General features: G+C 70.6%; 23 protein-coding genes. 12 read left to right on the top strand and 11 right to left on the bottom strand.

The features are described 5' to 3' along the window. Positions 1–65: 65 nt before the first annotated feature. Positions 66–1,034, bottom strand: a complete 969-nt coding sequence (locus ACIBLC_RS09735) for an ABC transporter permease (protein ID WP_399210217.1) — start codon at positions 1,032–1,034, stop codon at positions 66–68. A gap of 188 nt (positions 1,035–1,222) precedes the next feature. Here ACIBLC_RS09735 and ACIBLC_RS09730 point away from each other — a divergent pair, with 188 nt between their 5' ends. The 8 genes from ACIBLC_RS09730 (at position 1,223) to ACIBLC_RS09695 (ending at position 8,392) form a co-directional block, all read left to right on the top strand. Then, positions 1,223–1,852, top strand: a complete 630-nt coding sequence (locus ACIBLC_RS09730) for a TetR/AcrR family transcriptional regulator (protein WP_399210216.1) — start codon at positions 1,223–1,225, stop codon at positions 1,850–1,852. Between the two features lie 174 nt (positions 1,853–2,026). Continuing rightward, positions 2,027–2,329, top strand: a complete 303-nt coding sequence (locus ACIBLC_RS09725) for an urease subunit gamma (protein ID WP_383688526.1) — start codon at positions 2,027–2,029, stop codon at positions 2,327–2,329. Positions 2,330–2,345: 16 nt separating this feature from the next. Next, on the top strand, positions 2,346–2,657 hold the full coding sequence (locus ACIBLC_RS09720) for an urease subunit beta (RefSeq protein WP_266580711.1): 312 nt from the start codon (positions 2,346–2,348) through the stop codon (positions 2,655–2,657). Then, positions 2,650–4,371, top strand: coding sequence for an urease subunit alpha (locus ACIBLC_RS09715; RefSeq protein ID WP_399210215.1), 1,722 nt, complete (start codon positions 2,650–2,652; stop codon positions 4,369–4,371). The genes ACIBLC_RS09720 and ACIBLC_RS09715 overlap by 8 nt, the downstream gene beginning before the upstream one ends. A gap of 13 nt (positions 4,372–4,384) precedes the next feature. Next, entirely contained in the window at positions 4,385–5,059 is a 675-nt protein-coding gene (locus tag ACIBLC_RS09710) for an urease accessory protein UreF (RefSeq protein WP_399210214.1), read from the top strand. Positions 5,060–5,219: 160 nt separating this feature from the next. Further along, a complete protein-coding gene (gene ureG / locus ACIBLC_RS09705; protein WP_399210213.1) occupies positions 5,220–5,897 on the top strand; it encodes an urease accessory protein UreG in 678 nt (225 codons plus the stop codon). Further along, entirely contained in the window at positions 5,894–6,658 is a 765-nt protein-coding gene (locus ACIBLC_RS09700; RefSeq protein WP_399210450.1) for an urease accessory protein UreD, read from the top strand. The genes ureG and ACIBLC_RS09700 overlap by 4 nt, the downstream gene beginning before the upstream one ends. A 138-nt stretch (positions 6,659–6,796) precedes the next feature. Beyond that, positions 6,797–8,392, top strand: coding sequence for an alpha/beta hydrolase (locus tag ACIBLC_RS09695; protein WP_399210212.1), 1,596 nt, complete (start codon positions 6,797–6,799; stop codon positions 8,390–8,392). A 44-nt stretch (positions 8,393–8,436) separates the two neighbouring features. Here the strand turns inward: ACIBLC_RS09695 and ACIBLC_RS09690 are convergent, their stop codons facing one another. The 5 genes from ACIBLC_RS09690 to ACIBLC_RS09670 all read right to left on the bottom strand — a co-directional run bounded on the left by ACIBLC_RS09690 (position 8,437) and on the right by ACIBLC_RS09670 (position 13,288). Further along, the gene (locus ACIBLC_RS09690) at positions 8,437–9,450 is read right to left on the bottom strand and encodes an NAD-dependent epimerase/dehydratase family protein (protein ID WP_399210448.1); all 1,014 of its coding nucleotides are present in this window, start codon (positions 9,448–9,450) and stop codon (positions 8,437–8,439) included. 55 nt (positions 9,451–9,505) lie between these two features. Beyond that, positions 9,506–10,231: a lysophospholipid acyltransferase family protein gene (locus ACIBLC_RS09685; protein WP_399210211.1), complete on the bottom strand. Its 726-nt coding sequence runs from the start codon at positions 10,229–10,231 to the stop codon at positions 9,506–9,508. A 392-nt stretch (positions 10,232–10,623) separates the two neighbouring features. Next, entirely contained in the window at positions 10,624–11,850 is a 1,227-nt protein-coding gene (gene rocD, locus ACIBLC_RS09680; protein ID WP_399210210.1) for an ornithine--oxo-acid transaminase, read from the bottom strand. Then, on the bottom strand, positions 11,847–12,659 hold the full coding sequence (ddaH, locus tag ACIBLC_RS09675; RefSeq protein WP_399210209.1) for a dimethylargininase: 813 nt from the start codon (positions 12,657–12,659) through the stop codon (positions 11,847–11,849). The genes rocD and ddaH overlap by 4 nt, the downstream gene beginning before the upstream one ends. A gap of 125 nt (positions 12,660–12,784) precedes the next feature. Beyond that, positions 12,785–13,288, bottom strand: coding sequence for an Lrp/AsnC family transcriptional regulator (locus ACIBLC_RS09670; protein WP_399210208.1), 504 nt, complete (start codon positions 13,286–13,288; stop codon positions 12,785–12,787). A gap of 123 nt (positions 13,289–13,411) precedes the next feature. Here ACIBLC_RS09670 and ACIBLC_RS09665 point away from each other — a divergent pair, with 123 nt between their 5' ends. From ACIBLC_RS09665 to ACIBLC_RS09650, 4 genes are read left to right on the top strand one after another with little or no spacing between them, the layout of a single operon-like run. After that, positions 13,412–14,167, top strand: coding sequence for a LytR/AlgR family response regulator transcription factor (locus ACIBLC_RS09665; RefSeq protein ID WP_399210207.1), 756 nt, complete (start codon positions 13,412–13,414; stop codon positions 14,165–14,167). A gap of 9 nt (positions 14,168–14,176) precedes the next feature. Beyond that, positions 14,177–14,536 (top strand): hypothetical protein, encoded by a 360-nt coding sequence (locus tag ACIBLC_RS09660; RefSeq protein WP_399210206.1) that lies wholly within the window; start codon positions 14,177–14,179, stop codon positions 14,534–14,536. A gap of 2 nt (positions 14,537–14,538) precedes the next feature. Beyond that, on the top strand, positions 14,539–16,266 hold the full coding sequence (locus tag ACIBLC_RS09655) for a cation acetate symporter (protein ID WP_399210205.1): 1,728 nt from the start codon (positions 14,539–14,541) through the stop codon (positions 16,264–16,266). A 46-nt stretch (positions 16,267–16,312) separates the two neighbouring features. Beyond that, positions 16,313–17,518: a sensor histidine kinase gene (locus ACIBLC_RS09650; RefSeq protein WP_399210204.1), complete on the top strand. Its 1,206-nt coding sequence runs from the start codon at positions 16,313–16,315 to the stop codon at positions 17,516–17,518. 3 nt (positions 17,519–17,521) lie between these two features. Here the strand turns inward: ACIBLC_RS09650 and ACIBLC_RS09645 are convergent, their stop codons facing one another. From ACIBLC_RS09645 to ACIBLC_RS09625, 5 genes are all read right to left on the bottom strand, one after another. Then, complete coding sequence (locus tag ACIBLC_RS09645) at positions 17,522–17,692, bottom strand: hypothetical protein (RefSeq protein ID WP_399210203.1); 171 nt, start codon at positions 17,690–17,692, stop codon at positions 17,522–17,524. Between the two features lie 92 nt (positions 17,693–17,784). Beyond that, on the bottom strand, positions 17,785–19,740 hold the full coding sequence (locus ACIBLC_RS09640) for a protein kinase (RefSeq protein WP_399210202.1): 1,956 nt from the start codon (positions 19,738–19,740) through the stop codon (positions 17,785–17,787). Between the two features lie 39 nt (positions 19,741–19,779). Further along, a complete protein-coding gene (locus tag ACIBLC_RS09635; protein ID WP_399210201.1) occupies positions 19,780–21,309 on the bottom strand; it encodes a DUF6777 domain-containing protein in 1,530 nt (509 codons plus the stop codon). A 145-nt stretch (positions 21,310–21,454) separates the two neighbouring features. Continuing rightward, positions 21,455–22,408, bottom strand: a complete 954-nt coding sequence (locus ACIBLC_RS09630) for a cytochrome c oxidase assembly protein (RefSeq protein WP_399210200.1) — start codon at positions 22,406–22,408, stop codon at positions 21,455–21,457. A 113-nt stretch (positions 22,409–22,521) separates the two neighbouring features. Next, complete coding sequence (locus ACIBLC_RS09625) at positions 22,522–23,547, bottom strand: 6-phosphofructokinase (protein WP_399210199.1); 1,026 nt, start codon at positions 23,545–23,547, stop codon at positions 22,522–22,524. Between the last annotated feature and the right edge of the window lie 47 nt (positions 23,548–23,594).

The following is a 23,594-nucleotide window of genomic DNA, read 5'->3' as shown; positions in this document are numbered from 1 at the left end:
TTCCCCGTGGGCGCGGTTGAGGTTGCGCGCTTCTCGTGGCGGGCCCGGCCGCGAGGAGATGCGGGTCAGTTCACCAGCACCCGCTCCCGCTCGGTGACCGTCTCGGTGGTGGTCGTACCGCGTCGGCTGAGCGTGTCACCCAGCAGTACCGCTCCCAGGCCGAGCGCGGCCCACCAGGTCAGGGTCAGTGCGGGCCCGGTCGCGGCGGCGCCGTCGAAGAACGACACCGAGCGCAGCAGCGACGTACCCGCGCCCGGCGGCAGCCACTGACCGATGGCCCCGACCGGCTCTGGCAGCATCTCCGGGGCGGAGGACGCTCCGGAGAAGGGGTTGCCGAGCAGGACGACCAGAAGTGCGCCGACCGCGATGCCGGGCGGCCCGACGAGCGCCGCGAGCCCCGCGACGGCGCCACTGACCGCCAGTGTCGACAGGCTCAGCGCGCCGGCCTCGGCCCACCAGTCGCCCGAGAGGATGCCCAGCCAGTTGTGGATGAGCGCGGCGGCCACCACCCCGACGAGGACAGCCGCGCCGGTCAGCGCGCCGACCGCCCGGAACCCGCGCAGCCCGAGCAGCGTGACGACGGATCCCGCCGCCACCCCGGCCAGCCCCATGGGGAGCACGCTCGACGTCAGGGCCGCGCCCCGCGGATCCTCCGCGGGGGCGGGAACCACGTCGACCGTCGTGACACTCGTCCCCTCCGGTGCCTGGCCCGCCACCGACTGCTGGAGCAACTGGGCGACGAGCGGGCTCGCGGCGGAAGCGGTCAGCAGCTTCGGGCCCTGGCCGGTGGCGACGATCACGCCGTATACGGTCCGGTCCTCGACGGCGTCCCTGGCGGCGGCCTCGTCGGCGTACCGGTGGATCTCGAAAGCGCCGTCCTGCCGGGCCAGTTGCTTCTCGATCGGAGCGGTCGCGGTCGCGGAACCCGCCACGCCCAGCGGCAGATCACGGGGCGCGGTACGCGCGGCGGGCCAGGCGAAGGCCCAGAGCGCGAATGCCACCAGTGCGGGGATCAGCATGATCACGGCGGCCATGTGGCGACGGTGTCGCGACGGTGGCGGGGCGGCCTCGGACGGGGGAGTGGAGGCGGAGGGCATGGTCGGTCTCCCTTGGTGCGGGCTTGGTGCGGTTAAAAAGAAGGATCGTTCGTTTTAGGGTCGTCCTCACCGTCCTGCCTCTCTGCCGCCTTGTCAAGAAGGAATGTTCGTTCTACGTTGGGGGCATGGCCCGCGTATCCCAGGAACACCTCGACGCCCGCCGCCGTCAGATCCTCGACGGCGCGGCCCTCTGCTTCGCACGCAACGGGTTCCACGCCACGTCGATGCAGGACGTACTGAAGGAGGTCGACCTCTCCGCCGGGGCCGTATACCGCTACTTCAGCGGCAAGGAGGAGCTGATCGGGGCCATCGTCACCGAGGTGCTCGATGAGGTTCGCGACGCCTTCGAGGAGGGCGCCAGGCAGAGCCCGCCGCCACCGCCGGACGTGCTCGTGGGATGGGTGATGGACAAGATGCTGCACCTGAAGCCGAAGCTGACCGTCGAGGGCGAGTCGGTCCTTCCGCGGCTGATCATCCAGGTGTGGGGCGAGACCCTGCGCAACGCGGAGCTCGCGGCGGTCATCAACGAGGGGTACGCGAAGGTCAGCGGGGTGTGGGAGAAGGTCGTCGAGGCCTACAAGGAGGCAGGGATGATGCGTGACGACGTGTCGCCCGCGAACCTCGCCCGCATCATGATCGCCCTGACCCAGGGGTTCCTGGCACAGATGGCGCTGTTCGGCCCCGTGCCCGTCGCGACGCTCCAGGACGGCCTGCGGGGGCTGATGAGCATGGAGGAGCCGGGTGCGCGGTCATGAGACGGTCACTCATGGCTACGATCGGAGCTCGCGCGGTCATGAGTGGATCAAAGGCTCGTTAACGTCGTTGAAACTCCGCCCAACTAGCCTGCGCATCCACGCCACCAGGGGTTTTGGTGGCTACGGCCACCGGACCCCGCACGGTCCGGAGCGAGGACTGTGAGGTGGGACGCCGTGCAACTGACCCCGCACGAGCAAGAGAGGCTGCTGATTCACGTGGCCGCGGATGTGGCCGAGAAGCGCCGGGCACGCGGGCTGAAGCTGAATCATCCCGAGTCCGTCGCGCTCATCACGTCGCACATCCTCGAAGGCGCGCGTGACGGCCGTACGGTCGCCGAGCTGATGTCCTCCGGACGCAAGATCCTCACCCGGGACGACGTCATGGACGGTATCCCCGAGATGATCCACGACGTCCAGGTCGAGGCGACCTTCCCGGACGGCACCAAGCTCGTCACCGTCCACGATCCGATCGTCTGACGGGGGAGCGAGCGTCATGATTCCCGGAGAGATCCTGTTCGCCGACGGACCCGTCGCCTTCAACGAAGGCCGTGAGGTCACCCGGCTGACCGTCCTCAACGCCGCCGACCGGCCCGTCCAGGTCGGCTCCCACTACCACTTCGCCGAGGCCAACCCGGGCCTGGACTTCGACCGCGCCGCCGCGCGCGGCAAGCGGCTGAACGTCGCCGCCGGCACCGCCGTGCGCTTCGAGCCCGGAATCCCCGTCGACGTCGAACTCGTCCCGCTCGCCGGTGCCCGCGTGGTGCCCGGACTGCGCGGCGAGACCGGAGGTGCCCTCGATGCCTGAGATCTCGCGTGCCGCGTACGCCGATCTGTTCGGCCCGACCACCGGCGACCGCATCCGGCTCGCCGACACCGATCTGCTGATCGAGATCGAGGAGGACCGCAGCGGCGGCCCGGGACTCGCCGGTGACGAGGCGGTGTTCGGCGGCGGCAAGGTCATCCGCGAGTCCATGGGCCAGTCACGCGCTACGCGCGCAGACGGCACCCCGGACACCGTCATCACCGGGGTGGTGATCATCGACCACTGGGGCATCGTCAAGGCAGACCTCGGCATGCGCGACGGACGGATCACCGGCATCGGCAAGGCGGGCAACCCCGACACCATGGACGGTGTGCATCCCGACCTGGTCATCGGTCCGGAGACCGAGATCATCGCGGGCAACGGGCGGATCCTGACGGCCGGCGCCATCGACGCGCACGTCCATCTGATCTGTCCGCAGATCGCCGACGAGGCGCTGGCCTCCGGTGTCACGACCCTGGTCGGCGGCGGTACCGGCCCTGCCGAGGGGTCGAAGGCGACGACGGTCACTCCCGGCCCCTGGCATCTGGCGCGGATGCTGGAGGCGATGGAGGGGTACCCGCTCAACTTCGGTCTGCTGGGCAAGGGCAACACCGTCTCGCGGGACGCGATGATGTCGCAGATCCGCGGCGGGGCGCTCGGCCTCAAGATCCACGAGGACTGGGGGTCCACGCCGGCCGCCATCGACGCGGCGCTGACCGTCGCCGACCGGACCGGCATCCAGGTCGCCATCCACACGGACACGCTGAACGAGTCCGGCTTCGTCGGGGACACCCTCGCCGCCATAGCCGGACGCGGTATCCACGCGTACCACACCGAAGGCGCGGGCGGCGGCCACGCGCCCGACATCATGAGCGTGGTCTCCGAGCCGCACGTACTGCCCAGCTCCACCAACCCGACCCGGCCCTACACCGTCAACACCGCCGAGGAACACCTCGACATGCTGATGGTCTGCCACCACCTGAACGCGTCGGTGCCCGAGGACCTGGCCTTCGCCGAGTCCCGTATCCGGCCGTCGACGATCGGGGCCGAGGACATCCTGCACGACCTCGGCGCCATCTCGATCATCTCCTCGGACGCCCAGGCCATGGGCCGGGTCGGCGAGGTCATCATGCGGACCTGGCAGACGGCGCACGTGATGAAGCGACGCCGCGGTGCCCTCCCCGGCGACGGCCACGCGGACAACCGCCGAGTACGTCGCTATGTCGCCAAATACACGATCAACCCGGCGCTCGCGCAGGGTCTCGCCCGGGAGATCGGCTCCGTCGAGACCGGCAAGCTCGCCGACCTCGTGCTGTGGGAGCCCGCGTTCTTCGGGGTCAAGCCGCACCTGGTCATCAAGGGCGGGCAGATCGCCTACGCGCAGATGGGCGACGCCAACGCCTCCATCCCCACTCCGCAGCCGATCCTGCCGCGGCCGATGTTCGGGGCGATCGGACGGGCACCGGCGTCCAACTCGTTCAACTTCGTCGCTCCGCTCGCCATCGAGGACGGGCTGCCCGAGCGGCTCTCCCTCGGCAAGCGCTTCGTCGCCATCGAGTCGACGCGAGCGGTCACCAAGGCCGACATGCGCGAGAACGACGCGCGGCCACGCGTGCAGATCGACCCCGACAGCTTCGCCGTGCACATCGACGGGGAGCTGGTCGAGGCGACTCCGGCCGCCGAACTGCCCATGGCCCAGCGTTACTTCCTCTTCTGATGAGCAGGTTCTGATGAGCAGGGCAGCGCTTCTCGTCCTGGCCGACGGCCGCTTCCCCGCCGGGGGGCACGCGCACTCCGGCGGAGCCGAGGCGGCCGTCAAGGCCGGGCGGATCACGGGCGCGGCGAGTCTTGAGGACTTCTGCCGGGGACGGTTGCACACGGCGGGGCTCGTGTCGGCCTCGCTTGCCGCGGCCGCCGCGATCGGGGTCGACCCGTCGGCGCTGGACACGGCCGCGGACGCCCGTACGCCGTCTCCCGCGTTGCGTGCCGCGGCGCGCCGGCTCGGGCGACAGCTCATGCGGGCGGCTCGTGCGACCTGGCCGTCCGCCGAACTCGACGCGCTGGCGCGGGAGTTCCCCAAGGGGGCGCATCAGCCGGTGGTGCTCGGGCTGGCGGCGCGGGCTGCCGGGCTGGGGCCGGAGGACGCCGCGTACTGCTCCGTGTACGAGGCGGTCAGTGGGCCGGCCTCGGCGACGGTGCGGTTGCTGAGTCTGGACCCCTTCGACGCGACCGGGGCGCTGGCCCGGCTGGCGCCGGAGCTGGACCGGGTGGCCGGGCAGGCGGCCGACGCGGCTCGCCGTGTTGTCGCAGAGGGAGTGGATGCGCTGCCTGCCGCCTCGGCTCCGTTGCTGGAGATCAGCGCGGAGGTGCACGCGGCCTGGTCTGTACGTCTGTTCGCGTCGTAGGAGTTTTTTCGCCCCCTCCGCCCCTTCCCGTCCCTTGTCTCTGGGGGCTGCGCCCCAGACCCCCCTGTCGCGCTTCGCGCTCGTCCTCAAACACCGGACGGGCCAGAAAAGATCTTCAGCCTCGGCCGGGGCTGAAAAGCCGTCATCTGGAGCCGCCGTCATGCACCTCGACCACTCCCACGAAGGATCCTCCGCTCTCAGCGCCGACGCCCACCGTCCCGACGGGGCTCGCCGTGCCCTCCGGATCGGGCTCGGCGGGCCCGTGGGCTCGGGGAAGACCGCGACCGTCGCCGCGCTCTGCCGGTCGCTGCGCGAGGAGTTGTCCCTCGCCGTCGTCACGAACGACATCTATACGCGGGAGGACGCCGAGTTCCTGCTGCGGGAAGCCGTGCTGCCGCCCGAGCGGATCACCGCCGTCGAGACCGGGGCCTGCCCGCACACAGCCATCCGGGACGACATCTCCGCCAACCTCGAAGCGGTCGAGGACCTGGAGGACGAGGTCGGGCCGCTGGACCTGATCCTCGTCGAGTCCGGCGGTGACAACCTCACCGCGACCTTCTCCAAGGGGCTGGTCGACGCGCAGATCTTCGTGATCGACGTGGCGGGCGGGGACGACATCCCGCGCAAGGGCGGACCCGGGGTCACCACCGCAGACCTGCTGGTCGTCAACAAGACCGACCTCGCGCCGTACGTCGGGTCTGATCTGGCCCGGATGGCGGCCGACGCCAAGGCGCAGCGGGCCGAACTGCCCGTGGTGTTCCAGTCGTTGCGGGCCGAGAGCGGGGTCACGGACGTCGCCGCGTGGGTGCGGGAGCGGCTCGCCGCGTGGACGGCATGACGGCGGGGGTACGGGCCCACGCGCGGATCGCGGCTCGGGACGACGGCCGGGGCGGTACCTCGCTGCCGGTACTGGAGGGCGACGGGCCGCTCGCCCTGCGGCGCACCCGGGGGCTCGGATCCGAGGCGCGGGTCATGCTCGTCGGCGCGATGAGCGGCCCGCTCGGCGGTGACCACTTCACCGTGGAGGCGGCGGTCGCCGAAGGCGCCCGGCTGCACATCGGATCGGCGGCCGCCACCATCGCCCTGCCGGGACAGGCCAAGGGCGAGTCGCACTACGACGTACGCCTGAAGGTGGCCGACGGCGCTGAACTGCACTGGCTGCCCGAGCAGTTGATCTCCGCCAACGGAAGTGACCTGAACGTCTCCTCGCGCGTCGAACTGGCGGCGGGCGCCCGCCTCGTCTTCCGGGAGGAGCAGGTGCTCGGCCGCGCGGGTGAGGAACCCGGGCGGATCGGCAGCCGTCTCACCGTGCTGCTCGGCGGAAAGCCGCTGCTGGACCAGGAGGTGACGTGCGGACCCGGCGCCCCCGGCGGCTGGGACGGTCCCGCCGTCCTGGCGGGACATCGCGCGCTCGGGCAACTCCTCGTCGTACGGCCGGAGTTCGCACGAGAGCCGGTCCAGGCGCAGCTGCTGGGGGAGTGCGCCTCGCTCGTGCCCCTCGCCGGGCCCGCCGCACTCGTGACCGCGCTGGCGTCCGACGCGCTGCGGCTGCGGCGGGTGCTGGACGAGGCGCTGAACTCGCTCTGCGGAGACGCGTGACGGGGGTTTCTCCGCTCAACGGAACAACTCTCACCGGTTATCGGATTAGTAAAGAAACCATCGCCGCATCTGTTCTCAGGTACCTCACAGCCGAAAGGATCCCCGTACCAATCGAAACGATGTACGGGGAGGTCCCACTTGAGGGGCATCAGACCGACGAAACGGGTGACAGCGCTCGGTTCGGCCGGAGCGCTCGTCACGGCGACCCTGATAGCCGGAGCGGTGGCGGCTCCGTCGGCCACCGCGAGTGCCGGCCGTGGTCAGGACCGTGAGGCCCGTGGCGCGGCCGTCGCCGCGGCCAAGGCCGCCAAGGCCGGGATCGACTGGCAGGACTGTCCGGCCGACTGGGGCTTCGTGAAGCCGATCCAGTGCGGCTGGGTCACTGTCCCGCTCGACTACGCCCACCCGAACGGCAAGCAGATCAAGCTCGCTGTCGACCGGATCGGCAACACGGGCACGAAGGCGGAGCGACAGGGCGCCCTCGTCTACAACCCGGGCGGCCCCGGCGGTTCCGGTATGCGTTTCCCGACGCGGGTGACCAACAAGAACCCGATCTGGGCGAACACGGCCAAGGCGTACGACTTCGTGGGCTTCGACCCGCGCGGTGTCGGGCACTCGGCGCCCATCTCCTGCATCGACCCGCAGGAGTTCGTGAAGGCGCCCAAGGCCGACCCCGTGCCGGACTCCGAGGCGGACAAGCGTGCACAGCGCAAGCTGGCCGCCGAGTACGCGGACGGCTGCGCCGAGCGCAGCGGCGCGATGCTGCCGCAGATGACCACGCCGAACACCGTGCGCGACCTGGACGTCATCCGGGCGGCGCTCGGCGAGAAGAAGCTCAACTTCCTGGGCGTCTCCTACGGCACCTACATCGGCGCCGTCTACGGCACGATGTACCCGGGGCACGTCCGGCGCATGGTCGTCGACAGCGTCGTCAACCCGTCGCGCGAGAAGATCTGGTACGAGGCCAACCTCGACCAGGACGTCGCCTTCGAGGGCCGCTGGAAGGACTGGGAGGACTGGGTCGCCAAGAACGACGCGACCTTCCACCTCGGCGACACCCGGGCCGAGGTGCAGGACCAGTGGCTGAAGCTGCGGGCCACCGCGAAGGCGAACCCGATCGGCGGGGTCGTCGGTCCCGCCGAACTGATCGGCTTCTTCCAGAGCGCGCCGTACTACGACTCCTCGTGGGTGCCGGTCGCCACGGTGTTCAGCCAGTACGTCGCCGGTGACACCCAGGCGATCATCGACGCCGCCGCACCCGACCTGTCGGACACCGCGGGCAACGCCTCCGCGGAGAACGGCAACGCCGTCTACACGGCCGTCGAGTGCACCGACGCCAAGTGGCCCACCAGTTGGAAGAAGTGGGACCGGGACAACACCCGGCTCAACAAGAACTACCCGTTCATGACCTGGGCCAACGCCTGGCTGAACCTGCCGTGCGCGACCTGGCCGGTCAAGCAGCAGACCCCGGTCAACGTCAGGACGGGCAAGGGTCTGCCGGCTGTCCTGATCGTGCAGTCCACGAATGACGCCGCCACTCCGTACGAGGGCGCCGTCGAACTGCACAAGCGTTTCAAGGGCTCCCGCCTGATCACCGAGAAGGGCGCGGGCTCGCACGGCGTGACCGGTCTGGTCAACCCGTGCATCAACGAGCGGGTGGACACCTACCTGCTCACCGGGAAGACGGACAAGGCCGACGTGACGTGCGCGCCGCACGCCACGCCCAAGCCGTAACCACGCGTGAAGGAGGGGCGGCCGGTTCCCCGGCCGCCCCTCGCTCATGACGCCGACCAGGCGTCCTCCGCCGCGTAGTCGAAGAGATCGCCGTACGCCTGGAACATCTTGGGATAGGCCTCCCGCCAGTCCCGTCCGGCCAGTTGGCGTTCGATCGAGGCGACCGTCTCCGGCAGCGACTCGGCGTACCGCACCACCGGGCGGTAGCCCAACTCCCGTCCGGCCGCCGACATGTCGCACACCACCGGAGCCGGGACGGTCCACGGTGTGTCACCCACGGCCGGAGCCGGCGGCGGACCGTCCACCGGCACGCTCTCCGTCTCGACGCCCATCACGGCGTCGATCGCCGCGCAGATCTCCGCCACGGTGGGCGCCTCGGGGTCGCAGGCGTTGAGGACGCGCGACCCCGGCCGGGCGGCAGCCAGGCGGATCAGCTCGGCGATGTTGTGGACGCTCGCCGGATGGAAGCGGCTCGTACCGCCGAAGGCGAGGATCCGCCGGGGCCGGCCGTCGAGGTTGCGCTTGACGACGTACAGCTCGCGGGGTGTGCGGCAGTACGGTCCGTGGACGGCGCCCGCGCGCAGCAGTGTCGTCGGCAACCGGTCCGCCGCGGCGAGGAGTTCGCCTTCCAGCGCGGCCTTCCGGCTGCTGTAGGTGTCGTCACCCGGTTGTACGGTGCGCAGGCTCTCCGGGATCGGCACCGGGTACTCGGGGAACCCCTCCGGTTCGGACTGTGTGTCGAAACCGCGCCCCTTGTCGTCCTCGTACACCGACACGCTGGAGATCACCACGGCCGAGCCGACGCGGTCGGCCAGGCCCGTCAACTGCCGTGCGTGTCCGGCGCCGAAGGCGACCATGTCGACCAGGACGTCGCAGCCGTCCCCGATCACCTCGGCGAGCGCCGCGTCGTCCTCCCGGTCCAGCCGCGCGGCCCGCACCTCCTCCGGCCAGCCGTCGTCCCGGCCGCCCCCGCGCGACGCGGCGGTCACCTCCCAGCCGTCCCCTGCGAGCGCGCCCACCGCAGCGCGCCCGATCTGCCCTGTCGCTCCGATCACCACAGCACGTCTCATACGTAAAAAATGTACAGGACGTACTAGGAGTGCGGTCGGTCTTTCACCTTCGCGGCAGCCGGGGGAACTTACGGGCGTTCGCCGCGTGCTCGGCGGCTTCCTCGGCCTTGACGACGGCCGCGTACCGGTCGACGTACTCCTGCTCGGAGAGGTGGAGGATCGCGTACATGATCTCGTCGGTGATGGCGCGCAGAATGGCCTTCTCGTTCTCCATCCCGGCATAGCGGGAGAAGTCGAGGGGCTTGCCGAAGCGGATGGAGACGGGGCGGATCCTGGGGAGCTTGCGGCCCGGCGGCTGGGCCTCGAAGGTGCCGATCATGGCGCAGGGGATGACGGGCGCCTGGGCCTTCAGGGCCATCACCGCGACGCCGACCTTGCCCTTGTAGAGTCGGCCGTCGTGGGAGCGGGTGCCCTCGGGATAGATGCCGAGCAGTTCGTCCTTGCTCAGGACGCCGAGGCCCTCGCGGATCGCGGCCTGGCCCGCGTCCTTGCCGGAGCGGTCCACCGGGATCTGTCCGGCGCTGCGGAAGAAGAAGGCGATCAGGCGGCCCCTGATGCCGGGACCGGTGAAGTACTCGGCCTTCGCGAGGAAGGTGATGCGGCGCTTGAGGATCGCGGGCATCAGAAAATGGTCGGAGAACGACAGATGATTGCCCGCGATGATCGCCGCGCCCGATGACGGAATGTGCTCAAGGCCCTCGATCCGGGGCCGGAAGGCCAGCCTCAACAGTGGACCCAGAAGCACGTATTTGAGCACGTAGTAGAACATCGGGGCGCTCCTCACTCCGGCGGATCGGCTCAACCGCGCCGTGTTCTAGCAGGTCAGCAGGCATGCAGTGAGGTGTCAGTGTATGGGCAGGCGCGGTCCGGTGGAACGGTGTCCGACCGGACTCGTGGCAAAGCCCCGTCGCATACCTGACGGTATGTCACGCCGCCCGGGGCGGGGCCGATGAGCCCGGCACACCCGAACGGCGTCGATCGCCCCCGAAGCCGGGGCGGCGCCAGAAGCTGTTGGACCCAACCGTCCGGCGCCTTCGCTCGCAGGCCTGCTGAACGCTCTTCCCGGGTGACCCCGAGCGCGTGAGGTAAACGTTCCTCCGGCGCGTCGCCGGCCCGGCGCGCGGCGTGACCGGCCCGCGGTACGCCCCGCGCCGGCCTCTCTCAGGCCCCCTGCCCGAGCACCTTCTCCAGCGATCCCAGGGCCGATCGCAGTTCCTCGCCGGTGATGGTCAGCGGCGGAGCCAGCCGGATCGTCGAACCATGGGTGTCCTTGACCAGAACGCCCTCACGCATCAGGCCCTCGCTGATCTCACGGCCCGTGCCGATGGCGGGGTCGATGTCCACGCCCGCCCACAGCCCCCGCGCGCGGAAGCCCTCGACACCCCGGCCGACCAGCGCCGCGAGGCCGTCCCGCAGAACCACGCCCAACTCGGCCGCCCTGCGCTGGAACTCGCCGGTCTCCAGCAGCCCGACGACGGCCGAACCGACCGCCGCGGCGAGCGGATTGCCGCCGAACGTCGAGCCGTGCTCACCGGGACGCAGTACGCCGAGCACGTCCCGACGGCCGACCACCGCGGAGACCGGCACGATGCCGCCGCCGAGGGCCTTGCCGAGGAGGAGCAGGTCCGGGACGACACCCTCGTGGTCCACGGCCAGCGTCGTGCCGGTGCGGCCGAGGCCCGACTGGATCTCGTCCGCGATGAACAGGCAGCCGTTGCGGCGGGTCAGTTCGCGGACCCCCGTGAGGTACCCGTCGGCAGGGATGACGACGCCGGCCTCACCCTGGATGGGCTCGATCAGCACGGCCGCCGTCGTCTCGTCGACGGCCGCCTCGAGCGCGGCGAGGTCGTTGTACGGGACGATCCGGAAACCCGGCGTGAACGGGCCGAAGCCGGTGCGGGCCGTCTCGTCCGTCGAGAAGCTGACGATGGTGGTCGTACGGCCGTGGAAGTTGTCGGCTGCCACGACGATCGTCGCCCGGTCCGGTGCGACGCCCTTCACCTCGTACGCCCACTTGCGGGCCACCTTGACGGCGCTCTCCACCGCCTCCGCGCCCGTGTTCATGGGCAGCACCATCTCCAGACCCGTCAACTCGGCGAGCGACCGGGCGAACTGGGCGAGACGGTCGTTGTGGAAGGCGCGCGAGGTGAGCGTCAGCCGGTCGAGCTGGCGGTGGGCCGCCTCGATCAGCACCGGGTTGCGGTGCCCGAAGTTGAGGGCCGAGTAGCCCGCCAGCATGTCGAGATAGCGACGGCCCTCGACGTCCTCGACCCAGGAGCCCTCCGCGCGGGCGACGACCACGGGCAGCGGGTGGTAGTTGTGCGCGAGGACGGGCCCCTCGGCGCTGATCAGTTCCTCGGACGTGTGCGCGAGCGCGGGAGCGGTCATGAGCGGATCTCCTGAGTGCAGCACTTGATGCCGCCGCCGGCCTTGTGGAACTCCGACAGGTCGACGGGGACAGGGATGTAGCCGTGGCCCGCGAGCCGGCCGGAGAGCGCCTCGGCCTGCGGCGAGACGAAGACGTGACGGCCGTCGGAGACGGAGTTGAGGCCGAAGGCCATGGCGTCTTCCTGGGTGGCGAGCACCGCCTCGGGGAAGAGCCGCGCGAGCACCTCACGGCTGCCGGGCGAGAACGCCTCGGGGTAGTAGCAGATGTTGTCGTCGTCCAGGACGAACAGCGCGGTGTCCAGATGGTAGAAGCGAGGGTCCACCAGCTGGAGGCTGATCACCGGGACGCCGAAGAACTCCTGTACCTCGTGATGGGCCTCGCGGGTCGTACGGAATCCGGTGCCGGCCAGGACGTACCTGCCGACCGGGATCAGGTCGCCCTCGCCCTCGCACACCGACTCGGGGCGGTAGACGTCGTAACCCGCCGCCTTGAACCAGGTCTCGTAGGCGGTTGACTCGGGGCGCCGCTGGGGCGCGTGGAAGAACGAGCCGAAGACACGGCCCGCCAGGACGAGCGCGGAGTTCGCCGCGAACACCATGTCCGGGAGATCCGCCACCGGCTCGACGGCGTCGACGGTGTGACCGTGGGTGCGATACGCGTGGATCAGCGCCTGCCATTGGTCACGGGCGAGGTCCACGTCCACCGGGGTGTCCGGGTGCATCCAGGGATTGATCGCGTACTGCACGGCGAAGTGTCTGGGTTCGCAGACGAGAAAGCGCCGAAGGCGCGGCACACGGTTGTCAGGCACAGAGAGATTCCTCCGCTTTTCCCGCGTTGTGGGCTGGGGGTGCCTCCACGGTAAGAAACGGGGGTGACGTGCGACAAGCGACGAGAGCTGCGTGTTGGCGCAGGTTTGCTGCGTGTTCGGGCCGTTCAGCGGATGTTTGTTGCGTCCTCCGGCGCGGGGTGGGTCGCCCCCGCCTCCGGAGCCTCCGGCAGCAGATGGGACAGCACCATGTAACTGATCGTCTTCCGGATGAACGGCTCGGCCCGGATCCGCTCCAGCACCTCCTCGAAGTGCTCCACGTCGGTCGCCCGCACATGCAGCAGCGCGTCCGCGCCGCCGGTCACGGTCATCGCCGCGGCGATCTCGGGGTAGTCGCGCACCACCTCGGCGATCCGGCGGGGCGGAGCCGCGCCCTCGCAGTACACCTCGACGTACGCCTCGGTACGCCAGCCGAGCGCCGCCGGTTTCACCGTCGCCGTGAACCCGGTGATCACGCCGGTCTCACGCAACCGGTCCACCCGGCGCTTGACCGCCGTGGCCGACAGCCCGACCGCCGCGCCGATCTCCGCGAAGCTGGTCCTCGCGTTGGCCATCAGCGCGGTGATGATCTTGCGGTCGAGATCGTCGAACGTCGCGGGCTTGCTGCTCATGGCGGCACTGTATCCAGCGACACCCTCCGGGCCGGTGCGTCGGCGGAGGCCACGCCAGGCCGGTGGAAAGCTCCACGTCCCCGACATGTCCAGACGTGGGATTTCCTCCTACAATCCACCTTCATGCTGCGTGCCCTCGCCGTCGACGACGAGCAACCGTCTCTCGAGGAACTCCTGTATCTGCTGAACGCCGATGCCCGAGTCTCCAGCGCCGAGGGTGCGAGCGACGCGACCGAGGCGCTGCGCCGGATCAACCGGGCGCTGGAGTCCGGCCCCGACGGTCCGGAGGCCATCGACGTCGTCTTCCTCGACATCCACATGCCCGGACTCGACGGCCTCGACCTGGCCCGGCTGCTCACAGGGTTCGCCCAGCCGCCGCTCGTCGTGTTCGTCACCGCCCACGAGGGCTTCGCCGTCCAGGCCTTCGACCTCAAGGCCGTCGACTACGTACTGAAGCCGGTACGCCGGGAACGCCTCGCCGAGGCCGTACGCCGGGCCGCGCAGCTCATGGACGCCGCCCCGCTGATCCCGGTGCACGAACCCGACCCGGACCACATATCCGTGGAACTCGGCGGAGTGACCCGCTTCGTGGCCGTCGAGGACATCACCCACGTCGAGGCGCACGGTGACTACGCGCGCCTGCACACCGCCCAGGGCACCCACCTCGTCCGCATCCCGCTGTCCACCCTCGAGGAACGCTGGCGCTCCCGGGGCTTCGTCCGCATCCACCGGCGCCATCTCGTCGCCCTGCGCCACATCGGCGAACTCCGCCTGGACGCCGGCACGGTGAGCGTCCTCGTGGACTCCGTCGAGCTCCAGGTCAGCCGCCGGCACGCCCGCGAACTGCGCGATCTGCTGCTGCGCCGGACCACGAGCTGAGGGGCCCGCGTGCCACCTGATCCAACCGAACGCCGCGTCACCGTCACCGGTGTGCCCCGGCGCACCCGCAGGACGTCCGGCTACTACCGGCCCCGAACCGAGATCGACGAGCAGACCACCCTCGGTCACACCTACGTCCGCTCCCTGATGCGCAGCCAACTCCGGGTGGCGCTCGTGGTGTTCGCGGTCCTGGTACTGCTCGTGGGACCGCTGCCCCTGGTGTTCGCCGCCATGCCGGACGGCGCGAGCCTCGAGTGGGCCGTGCTCGGATTCGGCGTGTACCCGCCGCTGGTGCTGCTCGCCCGCTGGTACGTCCGACGCGCCGAACGCAACGAGAGGGACTTCGTGCGCCTGGTCGAGGACCGCTGAACGTGGACCAGAACTACGCCGTCCCCGCGGTCGCCCTCGTGGTCGTGGCGACCGTCCTGGTCGGCGCGTTCGGCCTGCGCATCTCCCGGACCACCTCCGACTTCTACGTCGCCTCGCGCACGGTCGGACCACGGCTCAACGCGGCCGCGATCAGTGGCGAATACCTCTCCGCCGCCTCCTTCCTGGGCATCGCGGGCCTGGTGCTCGTCCAGGGCCCGGACATGCTCTGGTACCCCGTCGGCTACACGGCCGGCTATCTCGTCCTGCTGCTCTTCGTCGCGGCCCCGCTGCGCCGCTCCGGTGCGTACACCCTGCCCGACTTCGCCGAGGCGCGGCTCGGCTCCCAGGCCGTGCGACGCCTGGCCGGAGCCTTCGTCGTCGGCGTCGGCTGGCTGTATCTGCTGCCCCAACTCCAGGGCGCGGGGCTGACCCTGGCCGTGCTGACGGACGCGCCCGACTGGTTCGGCGGCGTGCTCGTCGCGGTCGTCGTGGTCGCCACCGTCGCCGCCGGGGGCATGCGCAGCATCACCTTCGTCCAGGCCTTCCAGTACTGGCTGAAGCTCACCGCGCTGCTGGTCCCCGCGCTCTTCCTCGTCCTCGCCTGGCAGAGCGACGGCGCCCCGCGCGAGGCCTTCGACGAACCGGCGACCTTCCGCGAGCAGAGCGTCGTCCGCGTCGACGACAGCCTCGACCTGAAGCTCTCCGAGCCACTGGGCGTCACCGCGACCGGCACCGTCGACGGACGCCGGTACGACGACGAGCGCGTCGAACTCCCCGTAGGTGTCCACCACATCCAGCGCGGCACCCGGCTCACTTTCACCAAGGGAGACCCGGTCCCGAAGGCCGACCGCGTCAGCAACGGCGGCATGTCGACCTCGCTGGCGTCGGGCCGCGAGGAACGCCCGCTGTACGCCACGTACGGACTGATCCTCGCCACCTTCCTCGGCACGATGGGACTGCCGCACGTGGTCGTCCGCTTCTACACCAGCCCGCACGGCGTGGCCGCCCGCCGTACCACCGTCGTCGTGCTCGGCCTGATCGGCGCCTTCTACCTCCTCCCGCCCGTGTACGGGGCGCTGGGCAGGCTGTACGCCCCGGAGCTCACCCTCACCGGCGACGCGGACGCCGCCGTCCTGCTGCTGCCGGACCGCGTGATCGGGGGAGTCGGCGGCGACCTGCTCGGCGCGCTGGTCGCGGGCGGGGCCTTCGCGGCGTTCCTGTCGACGGCCTCGGGACTGACCATGGCGGTGGCGGGCGTCATCACCCAGGACGTGCTGCCTTCACGCGGGGTGCGGCACTTCAGGCTCGGCACCGTGTTCGCGATGGCGGTTCCGGCCGCGGCGAGCATGCTCGTGGGCGGCCTGCCGGTCGCCGACGCCGTCGGGCTCGCCTTCGCCGTGTCCGCGTCCTCGTTCTGCCCGCTGCTCGTCCTCGGCATCTGGTGGCGGCGGCTGACCCCGCCGGGCGCGGCCGCCGGGATGCTGGTCGGCGGCGGTTCCGCGCTCGTCGCCGTCGGCGCGACCATGGCGGGCTACCCGGGCACGGGCTCCCTGCACGCCCTCCTCGCCTGGCCCGCCCTGTGGTCGGTGCCGCTGGGCTTCGTGACGATGGTGCTGGTGTCCCTCGCCACGGCGGGACGGGTCCCGGCGGGCACGGCGGCGATCCTGGCACGGTTCCACCTGCCCGAGGAACTGGCGGAGGACCACGTGCGCGCGGAGGCCAAGGTATGACCGGAGGCCACCTCACGGAGGGGCGAGCGCGCGGGGAGGCGGGCTCGTGAGCGGCTTCATCGCCGGCCTCTGCGTCGCCGTACTGCCGCTGCTCGCGGCCGGGTTCTGGCTCGGGAGGCGCACCGCACGGCCCGAGAGCCTCGGCGGCCTCGGTACCCCCGTCGAGCACGCCACCTTCCAGACGCTGCACACCGCCTCGCTCGCCGCGCCCCCGCTGCGGGCGGGTCTCACCGAGGAGACGGCGGGGCGGTCCGCCCACCGCCTGCGCACGCTCCTCGGCACCGACGCGCTGTGCCTGACCGACCAGGAGACCGTGCTCGCCTGGGACGGCGTGGGCGAGCACCACCGCACCGAGATCATGGCGAGGCTCTCCGGCCCGCTGGAGAACGGCCGCGGCGAGGCCTTCCGGCTCACCTGCGAGGAGCCCGACTGCCCGCTGCGCTGGGCGGTCGTCGCCCCGCTCACCGTCGACAAACGGGTGCACGGAGCGCTCGTCGCCTGCGCACCCCGCGAGTCCGCCGTCCTCGTACGTGCCGCGGGCGAGGTCGCCCGCTGGGTCTCGGTGCAACTGGAACTCGCCGACCTGGACCAGTCCCGTACACGGCTGATCGAGGCCGAGATCAAGGCACTTCGGGCCCAGATATCCCCGCACTTCATCTTCAACTCGCTCGCGGTGATCGCGTCCTTCGTCCGCACCGACCCCGAACGCGCACGCGAACTGCTCCTGGAGTTCGCCGACTTCACCCGCTACTCGTTCCGCAGGCACGGCGACTTCACCACCCTCGCCGACGAACTGCACGCCATCGACCACTACTTGGCGCTGGTCAGGGCCCGGTTCGGGGACCGTCTCTCGGTCACCCTCCAGATCGCGCCCGAGGTGCTGCCGGTCGCCCTGCCCTTCCTCTGCCTGCAGCCGCTCGTGGAGAACGCCGTCAAGCACGGACTCGAGGGCAAGACCGACAAGAGCCACATCAGCATCACCGCGCAGGACGCGGGCGCCGAGGCACTGGTCGTCATCGAGGACAACGGCACCGGAATGGACCCCGACCGGCTGCGCCGCATCCTGGCCGGCGAGGTCAGCCCCTCGGGCGGCATCGGGCTGTCCAACGTCGACGACCGGCTGCGCCAGGTGTACGGGGACGACTACGGCCTCGTCATCGAGACCGCGGTGGGAGCGGGCATGAAGATCACCGCCCGGCTGCCGAAATACCAGCCGGGCGTGCACTCGGCCGCGCGACTGCCGCGCCCGTGAGCGTCAGGAGGCGCGCGAGGCCACCATCCCCAAGGTGATCAGGCCGAGCACGACCCAGCCGAACCACAGCCAGCCGTTGCTGCCGAGCGCCACCGTGTAGGCCGTCACCATGACGAGCCCGCCTACGGTGAGCACCCCCATCGCCTTCGTCGAACCGGGCGTCGAACCGGGCATCTGAGCACCCTCCTCCGGGCAGGGCGGCGACGTACGCCGTGACCTTGGCCCATTTTCACCCGGCAGCGCTTGATTCGCCAGGGCCGGGCGGCCTACTCGCCCCCGCGCATCTGCCTCTTGTCCAGGCGCTCGATGCCGCAGACCACCAGGTAGTACTTCTTGTGCCACAGGCCCGTGCTGCGCAGACCGTGGCTCCAGTGGGTCTCGGAGCTGTAGCCGAACCTCTCCGGCCCGGCGTCCTTCGCGCACCGCGCGTCCGCCGCGTTGTCGGCGTCCTGGCCGGACGGCGCGGTCCTGAGGTGGGTGATCTGCACGACCCGCCCGGTGTGCTCCCTGTCGCAGGCGACCAGCTCGTAGTGCGTGTTCGCCTGCGCGTCCCCGTCGACATGGCCGAGGCAGTCCCCTCGCTGTATCTGGGTCGCGTCCTCGAAGGTCATTCCGTACGGGCGGAGCTCGCCGAGCGGGCCGTACACCGGGCCGTGCTTCCCGACCAGCAGGCAGGCGACCTCGCCGCCGGCCGCGTCGAAGCCCTCACGGGTCGGCACCACCGCCATGCTCCGTACATGCCACGCGAGTCTCCCCGCCGTCTTCGCCGTCAGCTCCGCGCACCTGGCCGCTCCCCGGCTGCGCGCCTCCTCGAACGAGGAAGCCCTGAACAGCCCCATCACCTGTCCGTCCGGGACCAGTTCCCCGCAGCTCGGATCCAGCGTGAGCGGCGGGACGCCGGCCACCTGGGAGGGAGGCGGATCGCCCCGGACACAGTCGCCCTTCCGGAGCGGTTCGGAGAGTCCGACCGCGGATCCGTACGGTTGCACCGACTTGTTCGCCATGGCGTACCAGACCCCGCCCGCGGCGATGCCCAGCGCGAGAAGCAGCGCCGCCAGTCCCCGAAGGAGGACGGGGCGTTTGCGGCGCCGCCTGCCCGAGGGGCCGATTGCCGGGGCGGGCGGGTCTCCGTGCCATGGCGGGACGTAGCGGTGTCCTGGCACGGGGATGCCCGGGGCCCTCGGTGGCGGGCCGAAGCCCTGGCTCGCCTGTGACCGGCCCGCTGGACCCTGACCCGGTTGCCCGGGTGGAGTCCGTGCCGGCGTGCTGAGACCCGCCGGAGTGCCGTCGGCGGTGACGAACCCCGCCCAGGGCGGCTGCGACCCGCCGTCTACCTGGGTACGCGGATGGGGCTCGGGCGTGATGATCCGCGCCAGGGCCGCCGCCGTGTCCTCCGCGGAGATCCGCCGCGCGGGATCCTTGGCCAGCAGCGCCTCGATGACCGGCCGCAGGGCCCCGGCGCGCCGCGGGGGCGGTGGCTCCTCCAGGACCACGGCGGTGACCGCGGCGAGATCGGTGTCGCGGTCGAACGGACCGAAACCCTCCACGCCGAAGTACAGGGTGCAGCCCAGCGAGAACAGATCGGCCGCCGCGGTCGGCGGCCCGCCCGTGGCACGCTCCGGCGCCAGATACCCGGCCGTGCCGACCAGGATGGACGTCAGGGTCCAGCGCGTCTCGGCGGAGTCCGGCTGGACCGAGATGCCGTAGTCGGTGAGCAGGACCCGGGACCCCGGTGTGCCGGCGCGGTCCGGAGCGAGCAGGATGTTGGCGGGCTTGACGTCCCGGTGCATGATGCCGCGTTCATGACCGGCGGTCAGCGCGTCCAGGACCGCGAGGCCGACACGGGCACACTCGTCGGGGGCCAGCGGGCCGCGCCGGATCAGCCGGCCGCGCAGGTCCTCCGCGCCCGCCACGTACTCCATCACGATCCACGGCAGGCCCTCGTGCTCCAGGACGTCGTGCACGGTCACCACGTGCGGATGCCCCCGCAGCACCGCCGCGTGCCGTGCCTCGGCACGGGCCCGGGCGATCCGGGACTCGTGCTCCTCACCCGTCTCGGGCGCCGAGCGGAACCTGATCTCCTTGAGCGCGACGTCGCAGTCGAGCCGCCGGTCGTGGGCGAGCCAGACCCGACCCATCCCGCCGGAGCCCACCTGGTCCATGAGCTCGAACCGGCCGGCGATGATCCGGCCCACTCCCGACTGCGGTGATCCTGGTGCCATCAGGTCGCTCCCGGGTTCTGCGCTGGTTCGTCGCGCGGGTCAGGACGGGGCGCTCGACGCCGTTGTGCCGCTCGGCGTCGGCCCTGTCGATGCCGAGCCCGTCGGGGTCTGGCCGGCCGGGACGGACTGCGTCCTCGTGGGACCGGCCAACTCGCTGGTCGGCGTGCTCGGCGGAGGTGTACCTGGCTCGGGCGTGCTCGACGTCGGACTCCGCACCGGGGGCGACGAGTCGGCCGGCGTGGACGTCCCCCCACCCGAGCCCGGCGTCGTCGAAGTGCGAGGCGACCCGGTGTCGCCGCCGGACGGCGATCCGCCGTCCGGCGACGAGGGGCCGGACTCGCCGCCGGACGGCGTCGACGGCGTCGTACCGGGAGCGGTGCTGGACCCGGCAGGGCCGGTACCGGACTCTCCGGGCGCGGTGCTCGATCCGCCGGATCCCGAGCTCGGTCCACCCGGCCCCGTGCTCGCTCCACCGGAGTCCGAGTCCGAGTCCGGGTCCGGGGGAGTGGTCCGCCCGTCACCACCGTCTTCAGCCGGGGCCTCCACGAACAGGGTCACCGCCGCGCCCCACTCCAGCGTGCTGCCCTGGGTGGGCTGGGACGCGGTGACGAGGGCGTCGTCGGCCGGCAGGGAGTCGCCGTCGTGGGCGGTCGCGAGCCCCGCGTCGGCCAGCCGCTGTGCCGCCGCGGCGAACGTCGTCCGTGTGACGGCCGGAACCCTGAGTTCCGCGTGGGTGTCGAAGGACTTGTCCTTGTCGCCCCGGGTGCCGAGCGGACGGTTGATCCCGTGATCGGGGTCGTGGACGTCGACGAGCTGGAGCCGCTCGACGCCGGGAGCCCCGGGTGGCGGCTCGACGACCACGATCCGGGCCCGCTGATAACCGGACCACCGCTTGTTGCCGTCCGCGAACCGCACCGACGTCTTCTCGGCGTCTCCCTGGTAGGGGAGCAGCGGATTACCGCAGGAGCACTTCACCGCCGGAAGTCCCTGCGGGTCGACCAGAATCGCGATTCCCGCCTGCAACAAGGCGCGGAAAGGTACGGCCTTGCCATTCCTGTACTCGTGATTCGTCACGAGGGTGTCGTGGCGCAGTACGACGGGTGTGAGTCGATCGATATGCCCCGGGATCTCATCGGTGCCGATATTCCGTACCCGCGCCCATTCCCGAGCCTTCGCGGAGTTTTTGCTGTCGGTGAGGAAGTTCTTGAGCTTCTCCACGTCACAGGTGCCGGGTTCGGTCGAACCGCCGAACTCACCGGTGGCCCCACCGTCATCTTCCTGCCCCGAGGAGTCGTCGTCCCCGCCCGTCGCGCCGCCGTACAGCCCTGGACTGTTGCTGGCCTGTATGCCACCGCTCGGCCGCGCCTCGGGGAGGCGCATGTCCTTGCCGAGGCGGCCGTCCTCCTCGAAAAAGGGATTGGCCTGCGAAATCCCCGCGGCCACAGCCCGCACCACGGACAGCTGTTGGGATTTACTGCATCCGCCGGCTATCAACACGGCGACCAGCACCAGAGCGATCCTGCGGACCGCTTTCCATCCCGCCCTTTGCATGGACATGCGAATTGTCATGGCCGCTCCCCCTGCGGTTTCCCCCTGGACCTCGCGTGCGGACAAGAGACCGAGCAAAAGACCGGACAAGAGAACGGACGCGAAGCTTCGCACCCATGCTACTGAATGGAAATGCGTTTCACGCAAGCTGAGAAAAGAAGGTAATTCAGCGACCGCGTGCGTTGAGTGAGGCCAGATAGGCGTTGTACGCCTCGAGTTCCTTGTCCCCGTCGCGGTCCGCCGCCCGGTCCGCGCGGCGGGACTGCCTGCTCTCCGAGGCGTGCCACTGGAAGAGCAGCGCGAGCAGGACGAGGACGGACGGGATCTCACTGAACGCCCAGGCGATGCCGCCCGCCGCGGTCTGGTCGGCGAGCGCGTCGATACCGAGCGAGGCAGGCGGGTTCTCGTACGACTCCACCATCGGCCCGGAGGCCATCATCAGCGCGATGCCGAAGAACGCGTGGAACGGCATCCCCGCGAACAGCTCCAGCATCCGCATCAGATAACCCGGCCGGTGCGGCCCCGGGTCCACCCCCATGATCGGCCAGAAGAAGACCAGGCCGACGGCGAGGAAGTGACACATCATCGCGATGTGTCCCACCTTGGAGCCCATCAGGAAGTCGAAGATCGGCGAGAAGTACAGCCCGTAGAGACTCGCGATGAACAGCGGGATGGTGAACGCGGGGTGCGTGACGATCCGCATGAACCGGCTGTGCAGGAACATCAGCAGCAGCTCGCGGGGGCCCTTGCCGCCGCGCTTGGAGGCGACCGGCAGTGCCCGCAGCGCCAGCGTGATCGGCGCGCCCAGCAGGATCAGGATCGGCGACAGCATGCTGATCACCATGTGCTGCACCATGTGCACGCTGAACATGACCATGCCGTAGTCGTTCAGCCTGGTGCACATCACGAGCATCACGGTGAGCACGCCGACGACGAAGGAGACCGTGCGGCCCACCGACCACTTGTCACCGCGCCGGGCCAGCCGTACGACACCCCACCCGTACAGCCCGATGCCCGCCAGACAGGCGACCAGGAAGAACGGGTCCGGCGACCATTCGAGCCCCCGCCCCAGCGTGAACGGCGGCAGATCCATGGTCATGCCGTGCCCGCTGTGATCCATCCGCCGGCTCCTGTTTCGTACTGGTTGTGCGCTGTCTGTCCGCACCAGACTAGAACTGCCCCCGGTCGCGGCTGCGACCGGGGGCAGTTCCTGCTATTTCCACCACATGCGGCTCAGAGCACGCACTCCGCCTCGGCGTACCGCTCGTCCGGAACCGTCTTGAGCGTCTCGACCGCCTCCGCGAGCGACACCATCACGATGTCGGTTCCGCGCAGAGCCGTCATCCTGCCGAAGTCACCGCGGTGCGCGGCCTCCACGGCGTGCCAGCCGAACCGGGTGGCGAGCACACGGTCGTACGCCGTTGGGGTACCGCCCCGCTGGACGTGCCCGAGTATCACCGGCCGGGCCTCCTTGCCGAGGCGCTCCTCCAGCTCGATGGAGAGCTGGCGGGCGATACCGGCGAACCGCTCGTGCCCGTAGACGTCCTTGCCGCCCTCGTCGTACTCCATCGAACCCTCACGGGGCTTGGCGCCCTCGGCGGCCACGACGATGGCGAACCGCTTGCCCGCGTCGAAGCGTTCGCCGACCTTGGCGGCCAACTCCTCGATGTCGAAGGGGCGTTCCGGTACGACGATGGCGTGGGCACCCGCCGCCATGCCGGAGTGCAGCGCGATCCAGCCGGTGTGACGGCCCATGACCTCCACGATCAGCACGCGCTGGTGGGACTCGGCGGTGGTCTTCAGCCGGTCCAGCGCCTCGGTCGCGACACCGACGGCCGTGTCGAAGCCGAAGGTCACGTCCGTGACGGCGATGTCGTTGTCGATGGTCTTCGGCACGCCGACGATCGGCAGGCCGCTGTCCGACAGGAGGCGGGCCGCCTTGAGGGTGCCCTCGCCGCCGATCGGGATGATCGCGTCGAGACCGAGGTCCTCGACATGGCCCCTGGCCCGCTCCACACCGTCACGCAGATGCTCGGGCTGTACCCGGGAGGAGCCGAGGATGGTGCCGCCGCGAGCCAGGATGCCGCTCACCGCGTCGAGGTCGAGTTTGAGGTAGTCGCACTCCAGGAGGCCTTTCCAGCCGTCGCGGAAACCGATGACCTCGTCGCCGTGGTCGACGACGGCACGGTGCACCACGGACCGGATGACGGCGTTCAGACCGGGGCAGTCGCCGCCGGACGTGAGGACACCAATGCGCATAGCCCGAAATACCTTCTCCACGTGGGCCGGGTCCGGACCACGCTGTC

This window comes from Streptomyces sp. NPDC050535, from assembly GCF_044457665.1.
In the GTDB taxonomy this organism is placed as follows: Bacteria; Actinomycetota; Actinomycetes; order Streptomycetales; family Streptomycetaceae; genus Streptomyces.
This window is presented reverse-complemented; position numbering and strand designations above follow the sequence as displayed.

Coding starts and splice junctions, on each gene's coding strand:
- ACIBLC_RS09715 (WP_399210215.1), top strand. CDS start 2,650: ATGCCTGAGATCTCGCGTGCCGCGTACGCCGATCTGTTCGGCCCGACC.
- ACIBLC_RS09640 (WP_399210202.1), bottom strand. CDS start 19,740: ATGGCACCAGGATCACCGCAGTCGGGAGTGGGCCGGATCATCGCCGGC.
- ACIBLC_RS09670 (WP_399210208.1), bottom strand. CDS start 13,288: ATGAGCAGCAAGCCCGCGACGTTCGACGATCTCGACCGCAAGATCATC.
- ACIBLC_RS09665 (WP_399210207.1), top strand. CDS start 13,412: ATGCTGCGTGCCCTCGCCGTCGACGACGAGCAACCGTCTCTCGAGGAA.
- ACIBLC_RS09730 (WP_399210216.1), top strand. CDS start 1,223: ATGGCCCGCGTATCCCAGGAACACCTCGACGCCCGCCGCCGTCAGATC.
- ureG (WP_399210213.1), top strand. CDS start 5,220: ATGCACCTCGACCACTCCCACGAAGGATCCTCCGCTCTCAGCGCCGAC.
- ACIBLC_RS09635 (WP_399210201.1), bottom strand. CDS start 21,309: ATGACAATTCGCATGTCCATGCAAAGGGCGGGATGGAAAGCGGTCCGC.
- ACIBLC_RS09710 (WP_399210214.1), top strand. CDS start 4,385: ATGAGCAGGGCAGCGCTTCTCGTCCTGGCCGACGGCCGCTTCCCCGCC.
- ACIBLC_RS09700 (WP_399210450.1), top strand. CDS start 5,894: ATGACGGCGGGGGTACGGGCCCACGCGCGGATCGCGGCTCGGGACGAC.
- ACIBLC_RS09735 (WP_399210217.1), bottom strand. CDS start 1,034: ATGGCCGCCGTGATCATGCTGATCCCCGCACTGGTGGCATTCGCGCTC.
- ACIBLC_RS09630 (WP_399210200.1), bottom strand. CDS start 22,408: ATGGATCACAGCGGGCACGGCATGACCATGGATCTGCCGCCGTTCACG.
- ACIBLC_RS09645 (WP_399210203.1), bottom strand. CDS start 17,692: ATGCCCGGTTCGACGCCCGGTTCGACGAAGGCGATGGGGGTGCTCACC.
- ACIBLC_RS09685 (WP_399210211.1), bottom strand. CDS start 10,231: ATGTTCTACTACGTGCTCAAATACGTGCTTCTGGGTCCACTGTTGAGG.
- ACIBLC_RS09625 (WP_399210199.1), bottom strand. CDS start 23,547: ATGCGCATTGGTGTCCTCACGTCCGGCGGCGACTGCCCCGGTCTGAAC.
- ACIBLC_RS09720 (WP_266580711.1), top strand. CDS start 2,346: ATGATTCCCGGAGAGATCCTGTTCGCCGACGGACCCGTCGCCTTCAAC.
- rocD (WP_399210210.1), bottom strand. CDS start 11,850: ATGACCGCTCCCGCGCTCGCGCACACGTCCGAGGAACTGATCAGCGCC.